The 20821-nt window shown below is 37.7% G+C and carries 16 protein-coding genes; 7 read left to right on the forward strand and 9 right to left on the reverse strand.

Annotated elements, in window-relative coordinates:
• Nucleotides 1–84: 84 nt before the first annotated feature.
• Genes ACFIMA_RS05795 through ACFIMA_RS05815 form a run of 5 tightly spaced genes read right to left on the reverse strand, consistent with a single transcriptional unit; the run spans nucleotide 85 to nucleotide 4036 of the window.
• On the reverse strand, nucleotides 85–1089 hold the full coding sequence (locus ACFIMA_RS05795; RefSeq protein ID WP_375693197.1) for an acetyl-CoA carboxylase biotin carboxylase subunit family protein: 1005 nt from the start codon (nucleotides 1087–1089) through the stop codon (nucleotides 85–87).
• On the reverse strand, nucleotides 1035–1346 hold the full coding sequence (locus tag ACFIMA_RS05800; RefSeq protein WP_375693198.1) for a hypothetical protein: 312 nt from the start codon (nucleotides 1344–1346) through the stop codon (nucleotides 1035–1037). Before ACFIMA_RS05800 ends, ACFIMA_RS05795 begins: the two co-directional genes overlap by 55 nt.
• Nucleotides 1343–2287, reverse strand: coding sequence for a DMT family transporter (locus ACFIMA_RS05805; RefSeq protein WP_375693199.1), 945 nt, complete (start codon nucleotides 2285–2287; stop codon nucleotides 1343–1345). The genes ACFIMA_RS05800 and ACFIMA_RS05805 overlap by 4 nt, the downstream gene beginning before the upstream one ends.
• Nucleotides 2284–3489 (reverse strand): DUF6421 family protein, encoded by a 1206-nt coding sequence (locus ACFIMA_RS05810; protein ID WP_375693200.1) that lies wholly within the window; start codon nucleotides 3487–3489, stop codon nucleotides 2284–2286. The genes ACFIMA_RS05805 and ACFIMA_RS05810 overlap by 4 nt, the downstream gene beginning before the upstream one ends.
• Complete coding sequence (locus ACFIMA_RS05815; protein WP_375678032.1) at nucleotides 3476–4036, reverse strand: prephenate dehydratase domain-containing protein; 561 nt, start codon at nucleotides 4034–4036, stop codon at nucleotides 3476–3478. The genes ACFIMA_RS05810 and ACFIMA_RS05815 overlap by 14 nt, the downstream gene beginning before the upstream one ends.
• A 648-nt stretch (nucleotides 4037–4684) precedes the next feature.
• On the opposite strand from ACFIMA_RS05815, the gene ACFIMA_RS05820 reads away from it, so the two are divergent.
• Complete coding sequence (locus ACFIMA_RS05820) at nucleotides 4685–5467, forward strand: ATP12 family chaperone protein (protein WP_375693201.1); 783 nt, start codon at nucleotides 4685–4687, stop codon at nucleotides 5465–5467.
• Nucleotides 5468–5501: 34 nt separating this feature from the next.
• Here ACFIMA_RS05820 and ACFIMA_RS05825 read toward each other — a convergent pair whose 3' ends face one another.
• From ACFIMA_RS05825 to uvrA, 4 genes are all read right to left on the reverse strand, one after another.
• Entirely contained in the window at nucleotides 5502–6047 is a 546-nt protein-coding gene (locus ACFIMA_RS05825; RefSeq protein WP_375678033.1) for a hypothetical protein, read from the reverse strand.
• A gap of 156 nt (nucleotides 6048–6203) precedes the next feature.
• Complete coding sequence (glnA, locus tag ACFIMA_RS05830) at nucleotides 6204–7613, reverse strand: type I glutamate--ammonia ligase (protein ID WP_375611514.1); 1410 nt, start codon at nucleotides 7611–7613, stop codon at nucleotides 6204–6206.
• Nucleotides 7614–7672: 59 nt separating this feature from the next.
• The gene (locus ACFIMA_RS05835; protein WP_015856528.1) at nucleotides 7673–8011 is read right to left on the reverse strand and encodes a P-II family nitrogen regulator; all 339 of its coding nucleotides are present in this window, start codon (nucleotides 8009–8011) and stop codon (nucleotides 7673–7675) included.
• 1064 nt (nucleotides 8012–9075) lie between these two features.
• On the reverse strand, nucleotides 9076–11991 hold the full coding sequence (gene uvrA / locus ACFIMA_RS05840; RefSeq protein ID WP_375613111.1) for an excinuclease ABC subunit UvrA: 2916 nt from the start codon (nucleotides 11989–11991) through the stop codon (nucleotides 9076–9078).
• Between the two features lie 330 nt (nucleotides 11992–12321).
• Between uvrA and ssb the strand changes: the two genes are divergently transcribed.
• The 6 genes from ssb to tgt all read left to right on the forward strand — a co-directional run bounded on the left by ssb (nucleotide 12322) and on the right by tgt (nucleotide 20070).
• The gene (gene ssb / locus ACFIMA_RS05845; protein WP_375611516.1) at nucleotides 12322–12828 is read left to right on the forward strand and encodes a single-stranded DNA-binding protein; all 507 of its coding nucleotides are present in this window, start codon (nucleotides 12322–12324) and stop codon (nucleotides 12826–12828) included.
• 230 nt (nucleotides 12829–13058) lie between these two features.
• The gene (gyrA, locus tag ACFIMA_RS05850; RefSeq protein ID WP_375693202.1) at nucleotides 13059–15842 is read left to right on the forward strand and encodes a DNA gyrase subunit A; all 2784 of its coding nucleotides are present in this window, start codon (nucleotides 13059–13061) and stop codon (nucleotides 15840–15842) included.
• 24 nt (nucleotides 15843–15866) lie between these two features.
• Nucleotides 15867–16373 (forward strand): pantetheine-phosphate adenylyltransferase, encoded by a 507-nt coding sequence (gene coaD, locus ACFIMA_RS05855; RefSeq protein WP_375611518.1) that lies wholly within the window; start codon nucleotides 15867–15869, stop codon nucleotides 16371–16373.
• Between the two features lie 2 nt (nucleotides 16374–16375).
• Complete coding sequence (locus ACFIMA_RS05860; protein ID WP_375645830.1) at nucleotides 16376–16969, forward strand: peptidylprolyl isomerase; 594 nt, start codon at nucleotides 16376–16378, stop codon at nucleotides 16967–16969.
• An 18-nt stretch (nucleotides 16970–16987) separates the two neighbouring features.
• Complete coding sequence (locus ACFIMA_RS05865; RefSeq protein WP_375611520.1) at nucleotides 16988–17500, forward strand: peptidylprolyl isomerase; 513 nt, start codon at nucleotides 16988–16990, stop codon at nucleotides 17498–17500.
• 1451 nt (nucleotides 17501–18951) lie between these two features.
• Nucleotides 18952–20070: a tRNA guanosine(34) transglycosylase Tgt gene (tgt, locus tag ACFIMA_RS05870; protein WP_375632384.1), complete on the forward strand. Its 1119-nt coding sequence runs from the start codon at nucleotides 18952–18954 to the stop codon at nucleotides 20068–20070.
• Nucleotides 20071–20821: the final 751 nt, after the last annotated feature.

Consider the following 20821-nt stretch of genomic DNA (forward strand, 5'->3'; position numbering starts at 1 on the left):
TTGTCCATCTGATAAACAGATTTAAAATGAGAAAATCCTACAATATCGGGGTTCTTATTCAATATGAATAAAGATAAATTATCATTATAAATCAATGTTTTGCCATATGATGCTTAAGGTATCATCGAGCCATTTATGGTAATTGCGTGCTTCTTCGTTTGAGTTATGAACAGAGAAAATAAAACCAGGATATCCACCAAATGCTGGTGGAGGTGGTGAAAGATGATTGGTTTCAAAGAAAATGATAGTTCTGGCGGTTTGAGGATGCTGTGCAACCTTATCGAGACCTAAAAATCCAGAAAACCGTCCATGACCACGAAGAGGAATAATATAATTTGCCGCCACTTTTTTAGCTGGGAGTATATCGGGAAGGTCTGGGGTTTGTTCAGCTAAAGCGGCATTCATACATAGTTTTGCAAATGAAATCCCTGTACCTTGCTCAACAATAAAATGGGAAACACCTGATCCACCTATACGAGCGCCTATCTCAATGATATAAGGTAAATTATTAGCATCTAGGCGTAGCTCTACATGGGCAGCACCCATATTTATACCAAGAGCTTTAACTCCAGAGCATGCAGCCTCACATAAAGCAATAATTAAAGGATCATCTATATCACAGCGTTGACGATAAATTGTTTCTTCAAACCATGGTCCTTCGGGGCGTCCCTTGTCTCCAACGGCCAGAACGTGTACACCTGCTGTATCAACAAAGCATTCTACGACAAACTCTTTTCCTGGCAAATACTGTTCTACGATTAAACCTACAGGTTTACTTTTATCATTAAAACGTGCCATGTCTTTATGCTGAACATTCCATACGGCTTTAATGAGATCAGGAAGCTCGGCGGAATTTTTAGCTAACATTACGCCTGTACTTGCCCATCCAGAGACGGGTTTAATAACGAGTGGATAATCCAAGGCTTGTGTTTGTGATAGGTCTTCTGGATGATCTATATAAAAGAATCCTGGTGTTCTTAAGCCTGCTTTAGCGAAAGCTTGACGCATGAGATATTTATTTCTGGTTAATGCTGCTACTTCTGGTTCAATACTTGGAGTATTGATTTTTTTGCAGCCAAAGCTGTCCATAGGATGGCTTCTTCGCGAAGGGTCATAACCCCAGAAATATTGCGTTCTTTTGCTCCCGTTGCAAAAGTGTCTAGAGCTGCCTCTGGGTTATCAAAAACAGGAAGTTGCCAAGTTGAAGTTACTGCTGCGGGCTGTTGAGTGGGAGCGCTTTCAGCGGTATCATAGATCATTATTAATTCGATATTAGCTGCTTGTGCTGCTTCAAATATAAATGGTAATTTTGCATTGCGCTGGCAAACTAACGCGAGTTTTTTCATTTTTTTTCCTCATTAAATTTGGAATTTTGGGCACGACGTTTCTGTTGCCATGTAGATACCTTTGATGCATCTATAAATAAGAGTGTCATCCCTATAACAACTACAATCATAGCAATTATTTTAATCATATTGAGAGAAGGGCTCGAGCCGATTATCCATTCACATGCAATCACTGCAAAAGGGGATAATACGCCGATAGTGTTGGCGTATAATACGCCTCCTTCGGCTAAAACTTTTTGATATAATACGTAAACTGGTGCCGAGCAAACAGTTCCTAAAATCAATATTTTAAATATATCTTCTAACTTAAGATATAAGAGTGGGGCAGGATCAAAAATAAATAATGGCATAAATGATGCTGCAGAAATTGTCGTGATCCAAGCCAGTGAGGTGAGCAAAGGTAGATTTTTAAGATAACGTTTAGACAATAAGCCATAAGCAGAATAAGAAAGTGCTGCTGTTAAAGCAAGAGCTATTCCTATTAGGTTGTATCCACCTTCTCCACTATTTATATTGAATACTACAGCTGCTACACTGACAATTATCACTCCACTAAACTTCAGCCATGAGAATTTAAGGACATTTGTCAATGCACCTAATATATAAGTAATTCCTGGAATAGTAGCGAGCACCATGGTTAAATCACTGGCTTTGAGCGATTTTAATGCACCAAAGCTGCATACAAAATACAGCGAAAATCCTAACACTGAGAGAATTAAAAAAGAAGGTATCATGGAAAGCAATGGTAGGGATCTGAAAACAGCTTTCTCACGAAATATTGCAATCAGCCATAAGGTGGCAGCGGTGGCAAACAACCTAAGTCCAACCGCATGCATGACGGGTATATTGCTAACCAAATTCTTAGATAATAACCAACTTATGGAAAACAATGCTAGAATGGCAAAAGTAAATAATAATAATCGTCCTTTTACAAAACTCAATGATTTAATCCTCTAATCACTCGCTGTGCATAATATGATGTTGAAAAATTAAATCGTGACTGTGAAGTTTGCGGCTTACCAAGATTATTTTGGATATAATCTTTAGCTCCTGCCAAATAAGCGTCATCATCTAATGCTTCAAGTGCTTCTATATCTGCTATCATCAATATTATTACTTTTTCAAGACGCTCCAAATCAAATTGAAGATAACCTTGATTTGTTTCAATCAATGCTTTGTTCCGCATCAATATTTCAAAAAGCAAGATCCCTGTACCAGCATCGAATGTCATATGCTGATCAGAATCTTTTGGATAACGAAATATGCGTTCTAATAGGATAAATTCAGTTATTTCTTTCCAAAATTTTGGATGATTTTGTAGCATAATACGCACTGTAATTAAATCAACTTTAGTTTCTTCTAGAAGACCTGTAAACCAATTTAATTTTATATACAGATTTTTATCCAATGGCCGTGGTCCGGTATGATGTGCATAGTCATGATAATAGCCCCACAAACAGCGAGCATCGTAAATGTCTTCTTTAGATAAGTTACGACTATGCAATTGACCGAACAGGAATTTACTATCTCGACCGAGTAAACGTTCAGCTTCCACAATTGTTTGCTTGTTGTAAATATCAAAGAATTTACTGAAAAAAAACAAAGCAAATGCTTGCTTATCAATTTTTTGAGCAGCTGCTACAGATTCTGGGAATAGAACAATGCAATTGCCTTCTAAAAAACCTCTTGATGCTATTCCCATTTTTATACATTGAAAAGGTGATAGATAATTATTTGTATATTTTGAGGCGTCAGCAAGATAGGCCGTTTCATGACGATATCCTGTAACTAATTCCAGCCGGAATCCTTCTGGATCAGGTCCATTTGTTGCACGCATTGGAGCCAAGAAAAACAAGGGAGCATCTGGTAATGGGGCTTTGAAAGCAGCCAAAGTATTATCAAATTTAGGAGGGGTCGTTAAACCGCTGATTATCCACTGAAGAAGATCATCAGAAATGGTCGCTAAAAGTTTTGGAGATAATCCGTCAAGAATATTGGCATGGTGGTTCAGCAGAGTGATCAATTCATTGATCATATTATTATCTGCTGAAGTTGGTTCTTTAATGCTCCCATTTCGTTCTTGGCGCATACGGAATTTGTCAGCTAAGTTAACAATGGAAAGAAGCACTTCAGATTTTTTCATGATTAGTTGACTTTAGTGAGTGGAGCAAAAAGGCCATTGGCATTTGTTCAAAATTTTCGATAATATTCAGCTTATAGCGATTTGCCGCAACCGATGTTGTGATACAAGCATCTGCTTTTTCAGCCTTACAAAGAACGGCTGCATCAGCATTGCTGTTGGCAAATACTTTGTCATATTGATGAGCTACCAGAGATTGTGGGGCAGGATGAGTCGCTACGGTTTTAATTTCATCAGCGTTATTGCGTTTAGCTAAAACCATAGAGTGAGTAGGCATGATAAAGCTGTCAAATAATTGCATATCACCTAAACGGGTAAATATGAGTGTATGCAAATCAGGGTAAGCAGCACAGCTTAAGAGATATCCATCCTTTTTCTGAGCAAGTTCATTAAAAGCTTCTTCAAGAGTTGCGTATAAGATAATACGGGATCTCGAGTCAGTGGACAAAATATTTTTATTGTGATTATCAAGCCACCACTGTGCTGCTGCTGCACAGTTAGTATCTGCAGGGCCAAGTGTATAGATAAAAGTATTATTTTCAGATTGCATGATCTCTATTCTTTTAATTATGCGACTAAATTTAAATTAGTGTGATATGATAGAGTATATCAAGAACAATGCGTTAAGTAATTTAGTGCTTTATAAAATAATGTATATATGAAAGAAAATTTACAATTATAATTTTGTCTGTTCATTATTCTATCATGCCGTAAAACAGCGTCTTTTAGGGGAGTAATTGAGCAGAAAAATTCTATGTAGGGTATTTATTGGATATGTTAGAGAATTATTGAAATGGTTAAGCGAAGGTGAATGACACGTAAACCGTACTGCTCTATCATTTTTTGGATGAGCAGCGTTTTTGAATCTGTTCATATTGATAATACTATTGTAGGTGAATAATAAGCAAATTGGTAAGGCGTGAACATCTTTGCCATAAAACTCAATATGTTTAATTTCTTAATTAAGATAATACTTTTAGAAATTGTTTTACTATTATGATTGTATTAAATATATAAAAGGCAATCATCATTGTCTTGTTTGTAAAAGAAACATGAAATATAACTCTTAAGTTAGATTGAGATTGGCAAGATTTTTTTCTTCTTTGGAATCGTTAAGAAGGTCAGATTAAACCTTATTCAAGCTACAGAACCTAAAGAAACAGTCGTTTTTTTTTGAAAAGATCAGAGGTAAACAAATATGCGTGAGATTTTGGATCATGTTGATATGCCATTGAATAAGAAGAGTTCTGTTCAAAAGGTTCAAAATCTTTCATTCCAATCACACCCAAAACGGTTTTATAAGCAAGTGAAGATCGCTTGTGAGGAGGGCGGCTTTACGATTTTGTTGGATGAACGTCCTGTAAAAACGCCCGCAAGGCGTCATTTTCATGTGCCAACAGAAGTGTTTGCTGAATATGTTGCTCAGGAATTTGAGAACCAAAAGCACGTTGTTGATCCTGCAAAAATGCCGATGACGCGTTTGGTTAATACTGTTATTGATGGTATCGCTGATGATATGCAGGCGGTTTTTGAAGATTTATTGCGTTTCGTTGCAGGTGATATGATCTTTTATCGTGCACAAACACCTAAAGAGTTGGTGCAAAAACAATCTGAACTATGGGATCCTTTATTAGATTGGGCTGAAAAAAAGCTAGGTGCAAGGTTTTATTTGACAGAAGGGCTGATGCATGTGGAACAATCACCAGAAGCACTTCAAGCAGTCAGTAATTATTTACGTAGAGTTGAGTCTGCTTATATGCTTGCTGCACTTCATATGATGACAACATTAACGGGATCTGCTCTCATTGCTCTTGCTGTTGCAGCGGGAAACATTGATGCTGATCATGCTTGGTCTATTGCCCATTTAGATGAAGATTGGATGATGGAGCAATGGGGAACGGATAAAGAAACAATAGCACGCCGTGCTCATAAAAAAGTTGAATTTAATGCTGCTGCTACAATTGTTACAACTTGTTTATAGGGGAAAATCTTTTATTTACGTGCATTCTTTTCGCTCAGAGTATTTTTGTGACTTTTTGAGGATTGGTTTTTACTTTATCAAGTCCAGGAAATATTTCATTGGTTATGGTTAAGAGCGCTTCGTCATTGCCACGGATAAAATACCATTGGTTATCGTGAAGTAGGGCAATAATTTCAGTTTGAATAGAGCATTTTTTCCCAGCATTTGTTGTGGTTACAAGCTCCACGGGTATAACAAAATAAGGGGTACCATTATCAAGGGTACCTTCACGTTTTTGTTTTTGATCAATGTTGATCGTTTCAATCTTGTAACTTTCTGCCAACCGTTCTATTTGGCTTTTCATGATTTGTAGAAATTGTGATTGATTAAGATTTTTTTTGGCGGTTAAGTGGTTGATGACTTGGGGAGGAATAGCATTTAAGATGGCATTTGCATCGGCATTTTTAAGTGCTTTACTATAAGCAGATGTTGCTTTCTCAAGAGTTGTAAGTTTTTGGTTGGTTATTGTATGTGCTTCAGTTGTTGATGTGATAAAGACAATGCATAAAAGAACGGGAACGAGAAAACAAATTCGCGGCATTAGAAACCTTTGTTAATTCATTTGAAGAGATTCAACACATTATAAAGGAAAAGCGGACGAGCAAAAAGCCTCTTGCGCTTTTGCATGAGACGAATATCCACAAAAATGGAGGCTTTTGCCTCCATTTTAAAAATCAAAAGAATGCGTATTGATTGTTTAAACAGAATAGTACATATCAAATTCAACAGGATGGGGTGTTGTTTCGTAACGCAAGACTTCTTGCATCTTTACTTGAATGAAGGAATTAATCTGATCATCATCAAAAACGTCGCCAGCTTTAAGAAAGCCACGATCTTTGTCAAGTGCTTCAAGCGCTTCACGCAGGCTTCCTGAAACAGTAGGGATTTCTTTAAGTTCCTTTAAGGGAAGATCATAAAGATCTTTATCCATAGCATGTCCGGGATGAATTTTGTTTTTGATACCGTCAAGACCAGCCATTAAAAGGGCTGCAAATGCCAAATAGGGATTTGCTGTTGGGTCTGGAAAACGAACTTCTACGCGTTTTGAATTTGGTGAGGAGCTCATAGGAATACGGCAAGATGCAGAACGATTACGTGCTGAATAGGCAAGAAGAACAGGAGCTTCATAACCAGGAACCAAACGTTTATAGGAGTTTGTGGATGGGTTGGTAAAAGCATTTATTGCTTTTGCGTGCTTAATAACACCACCGATAAAAAACAAACAGGTTTCTGATAGTCCGGCATATTCATTTCCTGCAAAAATGGGTTTGCCATCTTTCCAAATGGAAATGTGGACATGCATTCCAGAGCCGTTATCACCAAAAACTGGTTTTGGCATGAAGGTTGCTGTTTTCCCATAACTGTTTGCTATTTGATGTACAACATATTTAAAAATTTGCATCTTGTCAGCCTCGCGAACAAGTGTATCAAAACGAATACCCAATTCATGTTGGCCTGCTGCTACTTCGTGATGGTGTTTTTCGACCTGTACACCCATATCCTTGAGTGCTGTGAGCATTTCAGAACGCATATCTTGGCAGGAATCAATCGGCGGAACAGGAAGGTAGCCTCCCTTTATTCGTGGGCGATGCCCTAGATTTCCTGTTTCATATTCCGTATCATCATTAGAGGGAAGTTCACTTGAATCGAGTTTAAACCCTGTGTTGTAAGGGTCCGTTTTATAGCGCACATCATCAAAGATAAAAAACTCTGCTTCTGGACCCACATTGATTGTATCTCCAATGTTTAAAGATTTCATATACACCTCAGCCCTTTTGGCGATAGAACGAGGATCTCTACGATAAAACTCACCAGAGACAGGATCAAGTACATCACAAAATATGACCAAAGTAGATTGAGCAAAAAAAGGATCAATATGTGCTGTTGCTGGATCTGGCATTAAAACCATGTCAGATTCATTAATTGTTTTCCAACCAGCAATTGAAGAACCATCAAACATGACACCATCACTAAAAGTATCCTCGCTGATCTCTGCGATATCCATTGTAATGTGATGCAATTTTCCTCGTGGATCAGTAAAACGTAAATCAACAAAACGGATTTCGTTGTCTGTAATCTGTTTGATAATATCTGATGCGGTTGTCATATTCAATTTCCTTAATATGGCGTTGAGGTGGATAAAAAAGTGAATTTTCCTGTTATTTATTAAAGGGCATCGATACCGGTTTCGTCTGTGCCTATACGAATTGCATCATCAATGGAAAAGACAAATATCTTTCCATCCCCTATATGTTTGGTTTGAGCTGCTTTACGTATTGCATCAACAGTTTGTTCCAGTTTTTCATCGGACACAACAATTTCAATCTTTACTTTAGGTAGAAAGTCAACAACATATTTCGTACCACGATAAAGTTCTGTATGTTCCCTTTGACGACCAAAACCTTTCGCTTCTGTTACTGTAATACCATGTAACCCAATTTTTTGAAGCGCTTCTTTCACTTCATCAAGTTTGAAAGGTTTTATAATGGCTTCAATTTTTTTCATGCTGAAATTATCTCCAACGTTATTTTGTCTTTTTAGACTGCATCACATTATATTGACAACTGTAAGATGTCCAACAGATACTTTGTGCACAAAAAGTCGAAAATAATGACACTCTATGCTCTGTTAGGAGAGTTTCTTTTGTAGAATACAGCCAAATACTGTTTTTTGGGAAAAAAACTTACAATTCTTATACAGAATTCAAATAATATAATAAAAGAGTTTTGTTTCTTTTTTATTAGATAATATCTTGACTTATAAGGATAATTAGACGCTCTCCACATTGAATGAGAAACTCTAATAGCGTAAGATTTTCTCATTTTAGATCTTTTTATCGTCAATCAATCAAAACGATACTTTTATATATCATAAATAGTTATGAGTGTGTGGATAACAACATTTGAAAAAAGAAATAAAATGCTTTTTATGAAAGCTTTCGATAATTAAAGGCTTTACAATATTAGGGAGTAGGGAAGACAAATATTGGAAAAGAGTGTGATGATGCCGATTCATAAATGTAAAGATGGTGGTGTATAATAATGAGTTTATCATTATAGCATTCATAGGAGCCGTTGTGAAATGGGCTTGAGAGCATTGAGAAATGTTTCTTTAAAACAGATGTGGGAATTGGCAACGCAAATATATTCCGTTTGGGGCGTTTTGTTCCTTCGTGAGGAATGTGATCTTCATTAAGGAACGCGATAAATAAAAGTGTGAAGCAATGGCAATCTTCATTATAAGATATTGCTGTGGATGCCTTGGAAAATCATAAAGATAAATTAAAAGGAAATGGAAATATAGAAATTTATTTATACCCTTAAAACTTCATATTCTTCCCAGTTTAGGTTGTCTGGTCGTTTCAGGTATAAACAAAACAGAGAATAAATACGCAATTATGTGCGCGTTCCTATTTGGCAATACGACAACTGAAACAGCTTATAAAGCGCTAAATTGTTTTTAGTCTTTGCTTCAAACGTGTTGCACCACTGGAATTAGGTGTTGGTTTACAGGTAATAATAAAAGTACAGGCTTTGTTAGTATGCTGTATTTTACAATAGAAAGCGTTTCTAAGAATTAGAATTATAGAGAGATGGGCGCAGTAAAACATGTTTTAGAAATTTTCCCGTATAGGAAGCGGGAACCTTAATGATGTCTTCAGGGCGTCCAATTGCAACAATTTCACCACCGCGATCTCCACCTTCTGGTCCTAAATCAATAATCCAGTCGGCTGTCTTTATAACATCAAGGTTATGTTCAATGACTATAACTGTGTTGCCTTGCTCGACTAGTTCGTGAAGCACTTCAAGAAGTTTGGAAATATCATGAAAATGTAAACCTGTTGTCGGTTCATCCAAAATATAGAGTGTACGTCCCGTTGTTTTACGAGAAAGTTCTTTCGCAAGTTTTACACGTTGTGCTTCCCCACCAGAAAGTGTGGTTGCTTGCTGTCCTACTTTTATGTAACCCAATCCTACTTTAATGAGAGTTTCCATTTTATTATGAATAGCGGGAATAGCTTGGAAAAATTCCTCTGCCTTTTCAATTGTCATATCCAAAATATCGGCTATAGACTGTCCTTTGAATTTTATTTCTAGTGTTTCTCGGTTATAGCGTTTTCCTTTACAGACATCGCAAGTAACATAGACATCAGGTAAAAAGTGCATTTCAATTTTGATGACTCCATCACCTTGACATGCTTCGCACCGTCCTCCTTTAACATTAAATGAAAAACGCCCAGCTTTGTAACCGCGGGCTTTTGATTCTGGAAGATCGGCAAACCACTCACGAATCGGTGTAAAAGCACCTGTATAGGTTGCGGGATTAGAGCGTGGGGTGCGTCCAATAGGAGACTGGTTGATATCGATGACTTTATCAAGAAATTCTAATCCTTCAATTTTGTCATAGCTGGCAGGGCTGTGATGAGAGCCCATGATATGATGTGATGCTGCTTTGAAAAGCGTTTCAATAAGAAATGTTGATTTTCCTCCTCCAGAAACACCAGTTATGCATGTGAAGGTTCCAAGAGGAATATTCGCATTGATATTTTTGAGGTTATTGCCTTTGGCGCCGATGATTTTAAGTGTTTTCGTTTTTGATATTTTGCGTCGCTCTGTCGGCATTTTAACAGCCATTTTTCCTGAAAGGTATTGGCCTGTGAGAGAGGCTGAATTTTCTATAATTTCCTGCGGTGTTCCTTGCGCTATGATTTCTCCACCATGAACGCCTGCGGCAGGCCCCATATCGACAACATAGTCTGCTGTGAGAATAGCATCTTCATCATGTTCAACAACAATAACTGTATTGCCAAGATTACGCAAATGGCGCAGCATTTCCAACAGGCGTTCATTATCGCGTTGGTGTAAACCGATAGATGGTTCATCTAAAATATAAAGAACGCCTGTAAGACCAGAACCAATTTGGGATGCCAACCGAATGCGTTGGCTTTCTCCCCCTGAAAGCGTTCCTGAATTTCGAGACAAGGTAAGATATTCCAATCCTACATGATTTAAAAAAGCCAAGCGTTCACGAATTTCTTTTAAAATACGTACGGCGATATTACGTTGTTTTTTTGTGAGATATTGATGAACATTGGCAAACCAATCATCTGCCTTTAGAATAGAAAGATCTGATATTTGCCCAATATGCATTCCGTTTATTTTTACAGCAAGTGCCTCTGGTTTTAAACGATAACCGTGACAAGCTGGGCAGGGCGAAGAAGACATATAACGTTCGATTTCTTCTCGAGACCAAGCAGAATCGGTTTCTTTCCAGCGTCTCTCCATATTAGGGATGATTCCTTCAAAGGGTTGGGTCGTTTTATGCGAACCAGAATTATTTTTATAGATAAAAGAAATTTCATCTCTTTTTGTACCGTAGAGAATAGCCTGTTGTGCTTCATTAGAGAGTTCACACCATTGATCTGTGAGTTTGAAACCGTAAGCTTTTCCTAATGCTTCTAAGGTTTGTTTATAGTAAAGTGAATCTGACTTAGCCCAAGGGGCAATGGCGCCATTCTTGAGGGTAAGATTTTTATTGGGCACAATTTTCAGTGGATCCATTGCTTTTTTTATGCCCAGTCCATCGCAGAGAGGACAGGCGCCAAAAGGATTATTGAACGAAAAAAGGCGTGGTTCAATTTCAGGAATAGAAAAACCCGATACAGGGCAGGAAAACTTTTCTGAAAAAATGAGCCGTTTGTGTGTATCATTTTTTGATTTATGAGCAGATTCCTTTGTTGTTTCTTTTTGTGCTAAGGGTTGGTCTGCCATTTCAGCAATGGCAAGCCCATTTGCTAGCTGTAAACAGGTTTCTATACTATCAGCCAAGCGAGAGGTGATATCCTTCTGTACAACAATGCGGTCTACCACGACATCGATGTCGTGTTTATATTTTTTATCCAGAGGTGGAATATCAGGGATTTCATAAAACTTGCCATCAACTTTAGCGCGTTGAAATCCTCTTTTTAAAAGTTCTGTTAGCTCTTTTTTATATTCTCCCTTTCGTCCTCGCACCAAAGGGGCCATAATAAAAATTCGCGTTCCTTCTGGTAAGGCCATAATTTGATCCACCATTTGGCTTACTGTCTGGCTTTCAATAGGAAGTCCTGTCACAGGAGAATGAGGAATACCAATACGTGCAAAGAGAAGACGCATGTAATCGTGGATTTCAGTAACGGTACCTACTGTTGAACGAGGATTGCGACTGGTTGTTTTTTGTTCAATGGAGATAGCTGGAGAGAGACCGTCTATGCGGTCGACATCGGGTTTTTGCATGACTTCCAAAAATTGGCGTGCATAGGCTGAAAGGCTTTCGACATAGCGGCGTTGTCCTTCAGCGTAAATTGTATCAAACGCTAAGGATGATTTCCCTGATCCAGAAAGTCCTGTTATAACAATGAGTTTATCACGAGGCAGATCGAGATCAATATTTTTAAGATTATGCTCACGTGCACCGCGAATGGAGATATATTTTTGATGAGTCATACTTTATCCTTGGCATATGTGGCAAAAATTGAGCACCTAAAATGGAATAAAACTGTTTTTTTAGAATTATAATGTGTTTAACTGCTTTAATGCAAAAGGAAGGTATAAGTTTTGTGAAAAAAATACAAATGAGCAGCTTTTTATTCTCTCGTGGTGGAATAAACTATGCGTTTTTATCATCTTTTGTTATAATTACACTGAATACAATATTGGTAAAGGATAGCAATACCCATATTGATGGTCAATTGCGACATGTAAATTGAAGGTCAAGAGGGTTATAATTGTTATAGAACAGAGTATTTTACAAATTAAAATTTTGGAGTTTATGCGATGGCTGGTAGCCTTAATAAAGTTATTTTGATTGGTAATCTTGGTGCGGATCCTGAAATCCGCCGTTTGAATTCTGGTGATCAAGTGGCAAATCTGCGTATTGCTACTTCAGAAAGTTGGCGCGATCGGAATACAAATGAGCGAAAAGAACGCACTGAGTGGCATAGTATTGTTATTTTTAATGAAAACCTTGTCAAAGTTGCAGAGCAATATTTAAAAAAAGGCAGCAAAATTTATATTGAGGGGCAGTTACAGACACGAAAATGGCAAGATCAAAATGGAAATGATCGTTATACAACAGAGATTGTTTTGCAAAAGTACCGTGGCGAATTACAAATGCTTGATGGGCGGGGAGCTGCGAGCGGGGAGCAAGGAGCAAGTCAAGGGGGGAGTTATAGTGGTGGCTTTGCCGATAGTCACTCAAATCAGAGAAATGCTTTTGGTCAAAATAATAATCAATTGGGAGAAAGTTTTTCACACAAATTAGATGATGACGTCCCTTTTTAAGAGTCTTTAAATTGCAGTATTATGATCATTTTATGGTTTGCTTGTTTCAGATTTTTGAAGTTTAGCGAAGTGAAAATTGTTAATTATTATTGGTAATTTAAAATATAAATTAATAACGTCTTGAAAAATATTGTTAAATTTCTTTTTTGTCATGGGAGAGAAATTAGCATTTTTGTGTATTTTTCGCTATAAATAAAGTGAAATGATTCTTTTTTGAAAGTTTTGAAATTGTGACCGATCTTACTCCACACCCAGAACGTGATGTGCTAACCGGTATTGAACCAATCAGTATTATTGATGAAATGCAACGCTCCTATCTCGATTATGCGATGAGCGTGATTGTTTCACGTGCACTCCCTGATGTCCGTGATGGTCTTAAGCCTGTTCATCGACGTATCCTTCATGCTATGAATGAGATGGGGCTTTCTTTCAATAAGTCGTATCGTAAATCTGCTGGTGTTGTTGGTGAGGTTATGGGGAAATTTCATCCCCATGGTGATGCTTCAATTTACGATGCATTAGTGCGTATGGCGCAGGACTTTTCTTTAAGAAATCCATTAATTGATGGTCAGGGAAATTTTGGTTCCGTTGATGGTGATCCACCCGCGGCTATGCGCTATACTGAGTGTCGTTTAGAAAAAGTTTCAGAAGAACTTTTAGCTGATATTGATAAAGATACTGTTGATTTTCAGGATAATTACGATGGGCGTGAGCGTGAACCGGTTGTCTTGCCAGCGCGTTTTCCCAATCTTTTGGTTAATGGGTCAGGGGGGATTGCTGTGGGAATGGCAACCAATATTCCTCCCCATAATCTTGGTGAAGTCGTTGATGGTTGTATCGCTTTGATTGATAATCCCGATATCACACTCGATAAAATAATTGAAATTATTCCTGGTCCGGATTTTCCTACAGGGGGTATTATCCTTGGCCACTCTGGTGTTCGTGCAGCTTATGAAACAGGGCGTGGCTCAATCATTATGCGTGCTAAAGTTGAGATCGAAGAAATTCGCAGTGGTCGACAAGCAATTATTGTGAGTGAGATCCCTTATCAAGTTAATAAGGCAACAATGATTGAGAAAATGGCTGAATTGGTGCGCGATAAACGCATTGAGGGAATCTCTGATTTGCGTGACGAATCTGATCGTGATGGATATCGGGTTGTTATTGAGCTGAAGAAAGATGTTGTTGCGGAAATTGTTTTAAACCAATTATATCGGTATACGCCGCTACAAACTTCCTTTGGTTGTAATATGGTTGCTTTGAATGGGGGAAAACCCGAACAGATGACGTTGCTTGATATGCTTCGTGCATTTGTTTCTTTTCGGGAAGAAGTTGTCAGTCGGCGAACAAAATATCTTTTGCGTAAAGCGCGTGAGCGAGCACATGTTTTGGTTGGCCTTGCCCTTGCTGTTGCCAATATTGATGAAATTATAGCGCTTATTCGCAAAGCTCCTGATCCGCAGACAGCACGTGCACAGTTAATGGAGCGACGCTGGCCAGCGATAGATGTCGCGCCTTTGATTAAACTTATTGATGATCCTCGTCATATTATTCATGAGGATGGTACTTATAATCTTTCTGAAGAACAGGCGCGTGCTATTTTAGAATTGCGTTTGCAACGATTGACAGCCCTTGGGCGTGATGAAATCGCTGATGAATTGAATAAAATTGGCGTGGATATCGCTGACTATCTTGAGATCTTGGCATCACGCGTACGCATTATGTCTATTGTTAAGGATGAGTTGAGTGCTCTTCGTGAGGAATTTGCAACGCCGCGACGTACCGTATTTGGTTTTGGTAGCGCTGAGATGGAGAGTGAAGATCTGATCGCACCAGAGGATATGGTGGTAACGGTAAGCCATAGTGGCTATATTAAGCGTGTGCCTCTTAATACCTATCGTGCACAGCGACGTGGTGGTAAGGGGCGTTCTGGTATGTCCACGAAGGATGAGGATTTTGTAACGCGGTTGTTTGTTGCCAATACGCATACTCCGGTTCTTTTCTTTTCATCACGTGGGATTGTTTATAAGGAAAAAGTTTGGCGGCTGCCGCTGGGGACACCCCAATCGCGTGGGCGGGCTTTGATCAATATGCTTCCTTTACAACAAGGTGAGCGTATTACAACGATTATGCCTTTGCCTGAAGATGAAGCGAGCTGGAGTGCATTAGATATTATGTTTGCGACAACACGTGGAACTGTGCGTCGTAATAAATTATCAGATTTCGTTCAGGTTAATCGTAATGGTAAAATTGCGATGAAACTTGATGAAGAAGATGAAATTCTTTCTGTTGAAACCTGTACAGAACACGATGATGTTGTTCTAACAACAGCCAAAGGACAATGTATCCGTTTTCCAGTTGTTGATGTTCGGGTCTTTGCTGGGCGTAATTCTGTGGGAGTTCGTGGTATCAATTTAGCTAAAGGCGATAAAGTCATTTCGATGACAATTTTAGAGCATGTCGAGGCGACGTCCATTGAGCGTTCTGCTTATATTAAACGTGTAATGAATGAACGGCGTGCTTCTGGTGCAGATGCTGATGTTGAAGATGTTATAACTTTTGATGAAGAAGATGGGGGTGCTGAAACAGAGTTAACAGATGAACGTTATGCAGAACTTCATGCACGTGAACAAATGCTTTTGACAGTGAGTGAGTTTGGTTATGGTAAACGTTCTTCTTCCTATGAGTTCCGGATTTCGGGACGTGGCGGAAAGGGGATTCGCGCAACAGATCCATCTAAAACAGCTGAAATTGGTAAATTAGTAGCGGCTTTTCCGGTGAAGGCGCAAGATCAAATTATGTTGGTATCAGATGGGGGGCAGCTTATTCGTGTCCCTGTTGAGGGAATTCGTACTGCTGGGCGCTCAACTAAGGGAGTCACAATTTTTAATACAGCCAAAGGTGAAAGAGTCGTATCGGTTGAACGTATTTCTGAACCTGAAGATGATACGAGTTCATTAGATGATGAAGGTGAGAAGCATTCTGATACAGTTGATATGAGCGAAGAAAAATAATTTTTAAGAGGAAGGAGTAAAGTCATGAAAATTGCTCTTTACGCGGGTTCTTTTGATCCTCTTACAAATGGTCATCTTGATGTTTTGAAAGGGTGTTTTGTGTTAGCTGATAAGGTGGTCGTCGCTATAGGGATACAGGCTGACAAAAAAACACTCTTTAGCTTCGAAGAGCGTGTTGATTTCATTACGCAGGTAGGGAAAGACTTATTTGGTGCAGATTCTAATCGATTGCAGGTTCTTTCATTTAGCAACCTTCTCATTGAGAAGGCGCGTGAAGTTGGTGCTTCATTTCTCATTCGTGGATTGCGTGATGGTACTGATCTTGATTATGAAATGCAAATGGCAGGAATGAATGGTGTTATGGCTCCTGAATTGCAAACTGTTTTTTTGCCGGCAAGTGTTTCTGGGCGCGCGATAACTTCTACATTGGTACGCCAAATTGCCTCTATGGGAGGTGATGTGACACCATTTGTACCGCCCAATGTTGCACAAGCTTTAAGCTCGAAATACCAATCTTTTAGGGGAGAATAAGTGTGTCTCGTAGAATTTTTGCTGTTTTGATATGTGTGTTTTGTTTTTTTTCATTGTTCGCTGTCGCTGGTAATTCTAGCCCAGCAAATGACGCAAATCTTCTTATTTTATCTCTCAAAGATGGTGATGTCATTATTCGTCTGCGTCCTGACTTGGCGCCAAAACATATTGCGCAAATCAAAAGATTAACAGAGGAGGGGGCCTATAATAATGTTGTGTTTCATCGCGTTATTCCTAATTTCATGGCGCAAACTGGTGATGTAGAATTTGGAAAAAAAGGCAGTAGAGATTTTGATCTGAAACGCGTTGGTATGGGTGGCTCAAATTATCCCAATATACCGGCAGAGTTTTCAAAACAGCCGTTTAAGCGTGGTACAGTTGGGATGGCACGATCACAAGATCCGGATTCCGCGAATTCTCAATTCTTCATTTGTTTTGAGGATGCTGCTTTTTTAAACGGTCAGTATACGGTTGTTGGAGAGGTTATAAAGGGGATGGATGTTGTTGATAAAATAAAAAAAGGTACGACAAGTAATAATGGATCTGTAAAAAATCCTGATGTTATTAATGCTGCTACTTTACAAGTTGAGAAATGAATCAAGGGAGCTTTCCATATGGCTGAGAATAAAAATCCAGAGAATACTTTAATTCTTGAAACAACAAAGGGCAGAGTTGTTATTGAGCTTTTTGCTGATTTGGCACCTTGTCATGTTGCACGTATTAAAGAACTGGTACGGGAAGGTGCTTATGATAATGTTATTTTCCATCGCGTTATTGATGGTTTTATGGCGCAAACAGGGGATGTGCAATTTGGAAAGAAGGATAGTGAAAAATTCAATTTATCACGTGCTGGTATGGGGGGGGCAGAAAAACCAAATTTAACAGCAGAGTTTTCAAATCTTTCTCATAAGCGTGGTACAGTTTCTATGGCACGGAGTCAGAATCCAAATTCTGCTAACTCTCAGTTTTTTATTTGTTTTGCAGATGCTCCGTGGCTTGATCGTCAATATTCCATATGGGGGCAGGTTGTTGAAGGTATGGAAAATGTTGATAAAATTAAACGTGGTGAACCTGTTGCAGATCCAGATTCAATTACCAAAGCCATTATTGCTGCGGATGTAGAATAGTATAAACTATACTGATTTCAATTGTAAGTTTCTAAGAAAAAATACTCTTTTCTGATCAATAAAGGCACACGAAACTCTTTTGTAGTATCACGCTTACCTTTTATAATTTCGAGCTAAGCATTGTCCATATATTTTCTTCAATCGGATCTTCCTGAAGAATATAACGCAACGGATTTGTACAAACACCTGTCAGAATAAGAAAACGCAAAGTCTGTTGTATTATGGTTGTTGTTTGGCAAAGTGTTTTATAAAAAATTCGGCATTTCTCTTCAATCCATTGTCGGTCTTAATGGTTTTATGATGTTACTTTCTTAAGAGAGCGTGTGCTTTTGTTTCTGCTCGTAAATCAACATCCAATCCTAATGCAGAAGCATATTTGAAACACATGTTAAGACGGATAAGAGCTTTACTAGCTCATCCAGTTTTCCTAGCAAGGTGGAAAACCAGCGTTTATATATATTGGCGTAATCTTTAAAATAAGAAGACAGTTTAATCTTAGAAGAATATAAAAAGGCGCAGAAGTGAAACAAATGGCTAGTCTTGCCATCTCCTTTTTAATTCAACTTTACTTTTTTAAAAGTATCTAATGCAATATCTTTTAAATAATGAAGATTATGCATGGACTTACGCTTTTATTTTTCTCGTTTTTTAATAGAGGAATGCTCCAAACGGAATACACTTGTGTTGCGTATTTACGTGTTTTTTTAAGAAGCATTTCTTAGTACATATCAACGTTCACTTCCACGATGATATTCATGGCATGTATAGTTTTAAAGCTATAAATAGTATAAAATCTATTATGTACCACCTTCTTTAAAGCTTATGAAGGAGCAAGCGGGTACCATCATACGCTTTTTCAGCCTCTAATGTTACGATAGAGCTTTTGGTATTTGAGAATCTTTACAAAAAGCATTTTTAGTTTTTTAAAGTATTTTTATTTACACGTTAATTTCTTTTGTGAATTATCTCTAATGCCAAGAGCTATCTCAATATTGTGAGTGGATAAGTGATTATGCTCATTTGCGTTTTTATTAAGCGTGAGGATCGCTGTGCCCAGTAGATGAAAAATTTTTATCTGTAAAAGTTAAAGAATATGTAAGCTGTACAATGCGTTCAAAATTTTCTTCTATGGGTACAAAGTTACTGCTTATGGAAGTATGTGAAGATGAAATTATTGTGATAATAATTTTGCAGTTCTGTTAAGGATAAGCGTAGGTATTTTGAGGTATGGTATTACAAGGATTTTACTATTTTTTGGGAGCTAGATTATCACTTTTATTATGGTGGTTTCTTAACAAGAAATGTTCTTTTATCTCGTTTAATTTTTGATGCTGATTACAATATTGAGCGAATCAAAAATTAATTCATAAAGCTTTTGACAATGCTCGTAAGGGGATATCTTTTTTCTTTCTATAGAGATATGCATTGATGGAATCAAAAAGACGAGAGTTATGATAAAGACATTTCATTATAGAAAAATTGCTCAAGATGGGTATGCACGTCGAGGCGAAATTATAACGGGGCGAGGATGTGTTCGTACACCCGCATTTATGCCTGTTGGGACGGCAGGAACCGTTAAGGCTATGTATATGGATCAAATTCGTGATCTTGGTGCAGATATCATTTTGGGAAATACTTATCATTTAATGTTACGTCCAGGAGCTGAACGTGTTGCGCGTTTGGGAGGATTACATGAATTTTCACGCTGGAGCGGACCTATTTTAACCGATTCTGGTGGCTTTCAGGTTATGTCATTGGCGGGAATCCGTAAAATTACTGAACAAGGTGTGATTTTTCGCTCTTACATTAATGGAGCTTACTATGAAATGAGTCCAGAGCGTTCTATCGAAATTCAAGGACTTCTTGGTGCAGATATCCAGATGCAGTTGGATCAATGTATTGCATTACCCGCAACTGAAAAAGAAATGGAAGAAGCTATGGAACTTTCATTGCGGTGGGCGCAGCGTTGTAAAACAGCTTTTGGAGATCAGCCAGATAAAGCATTGTTTGGGATTGTTCAAGGTGGTGATAATATGAAACTGCGTGAACGTTCTGCTCAAGCATTAAAAGAAATCGATTTAAAAGGTTACGCTATTGGAGGGCTTGCTGTTGGTGAACCGCAGAGTGTTATGACAGCAGTATTGGATACTACTTGTCCGATTTTACCAGAGGATAAACCACGCTATCTTATGGGAGTAGGGACACCTGATGATATTTTACAAAGTGTTGCTCGTGGTGTTGATATGTTTGATTGTGTTATGCCGACGCGTGCAGGACGTCATGGTTTAGCTTTTACCCGCTTTGGTAGAATTAATTTGCGTAATGCGCGTTATGCAGAAGATCCACTTCCTCTTGATCCACAGTCACTTTGTCCAGCAGCACATGATTATAGTTGTGCTTATTTGCATCATTTGATTAAATCTGGTGAATCTCTTGGGGGGATGTTGTTGACTTGGAATAATCTTTTTTATTATCAACAACTTATGCAGGGAATTCGTGATGCCATTGAGGAAGGCTGTTATGCCGATTTTTGCGCTGAAACGCGTGCTCTATGGGCACAAGGACGCTAAAATATTAATCGTAATATAGCTCCTCATTTTTTTATTGAATTTATTCTCGCACTTACAAATTTAGCTAAAAATATGAAATTAGAAACATCTTCCAAAATTATAAAATTCCACTATCTTAAGATATAACAGTGCGGTTTTATAAGGGCACATATTCTTTTTCTAATTACTAGATAAAAACAGAAACTGTTACTCCGGTACGCGCTACCTGATCCGGAGAAAAACAGTTTTTCTGTTTCTGATGACTGTTTACAGCAACAATGTTAATGAGGCGTTAGCGAACTCTTAAAGAAGTATGAAAATTGTATTTTTATGAGCTACTTTGTGTTTTTTATTACTAAAGGTAAAGAATGGATTATATACAATCGAACAGATAAATTTTTAGAAAATTAAAATAAAACTAAAATAAAATTACAACATTTAAAATGTTATAATTTTATTTTTTAAGTTTTTATATATAAATATTCTTTAAGATAGATTTATGTAATATTATTTATATAATAAAACTATAGATATTATGTCATAATAAATTAAATATTAATCACGGTAATTGTCATATTTATAAAATAGCAATAAACATACTTATACAAAATTTATTATATTTGTTTTTTGCTTTGTTTATAGAATTTATCTGAAAATAATCATAATATATTTACGTGAATATTTTAATTTACAGATAGTGAGTTAGATATTTGATGCGATTCCTCTGTTAGATGAGGGAGGGGTAAAGATGTCTAAAAGAGGGTATTTAATA

This window comes from Bartonella sp. AP88HLJMH, from assembly GCF_042195605.1.
GTDB lineage: Bacteria > Pseudomonadota > Alphaproteobacteria > Rhizobiales > Rhizobiaceae > Bartonella.

Bases quoted from the DNA above. Each gene is read 5' to 3' on its own strand.
- uvrA (WP_375613111.1), bottom strand. From the start codon at position 11,991: ATGACTCATCAAAAATATATCTCCATTCGCGGTGCACGTGAGCATAAT.
- ACFIMA_RS05825 (WP_375678033.1), bottom strand. From the start codon at position 6,047: ATGCCGCGAATTTGTTTTCTCGTTCCCGTTCTTTTATGCATTGTCTTT.
- ACFIMA_RS05820 (WP_375693201.1), top strand. From the start codon at position 4,685: ATGCGTGAGATTTTGGATCATGTTGATATGCCATTGAATAAGAAGAGT.
- ACFIMA_RS05800 (WP_375693198.1), bottom strand. From the start codon at position 1,346: ATGAAAAAACTCGCGTTAGTTTGCCAGCGCAATGCAAAATTACCATTT.
- ssb (WP_375611516.1), top strand. From the start codon at position 12,322: ATGGCTGGTAGCCTTAATAAAGTTATTTTGATTGGTAATCTTGGTGCG.
- ACFIMA_RS05795 (WP_375693197.1), bottom strand. From the start codon at position 1,089: ATGGACAGCTTTGGCTGCAAAAAAATCAATACTCCAAGTATTGAACCA.
- glnA (WP_375611514.1), bottom strand. From the start codon at position 7,613: ATGACAACCGCATCAGATATTATCAAACAGATTACAGACAACGAAATC.
- ACFIMA_RS05835 (WP_015856528.1), bottom strand. From the start codon at position 8,011: ATGAAAAAAATTGAAGCCATTATAAAACCTTTCAAACTTGATGAAGTG.
- ACFIMA_RS05815 (WP_375678032.1), bottom strand. From the start codon at position 4,036: ATGCAATCTGAAAATAATACTTTTATCTATACACTTGGCCCTGCAGAT.
- ACFIMA_RS05810 (WP_375693200.1), bottom strand. From the start codon at position 3,489: ATGAAAAAATCTGAAGTGCTTCTTTCCATTGTTAACTTAGCTGACAAA.
- tgt (WP_375632384.1), top strand. From the start codon at position 18,952: ATGATAAAGACATTTCATTATAGAAAAATTGCTCAAGATGGGTATGCA.
- coaD (WP_375611518.1), top strand. From the start codon at position 15,867: ATGAAAATTGCTCTTTACGCGGGTTCTTTTGATCCTCTTACAAATGGT.
- ACFIMA_RS05865 (WP_375611520.1), top strand. From the start codon at position 16,988: ATGGCTGAGAATAAAAATCCAGAGAATACTTTAATTCTTGAAACAACA.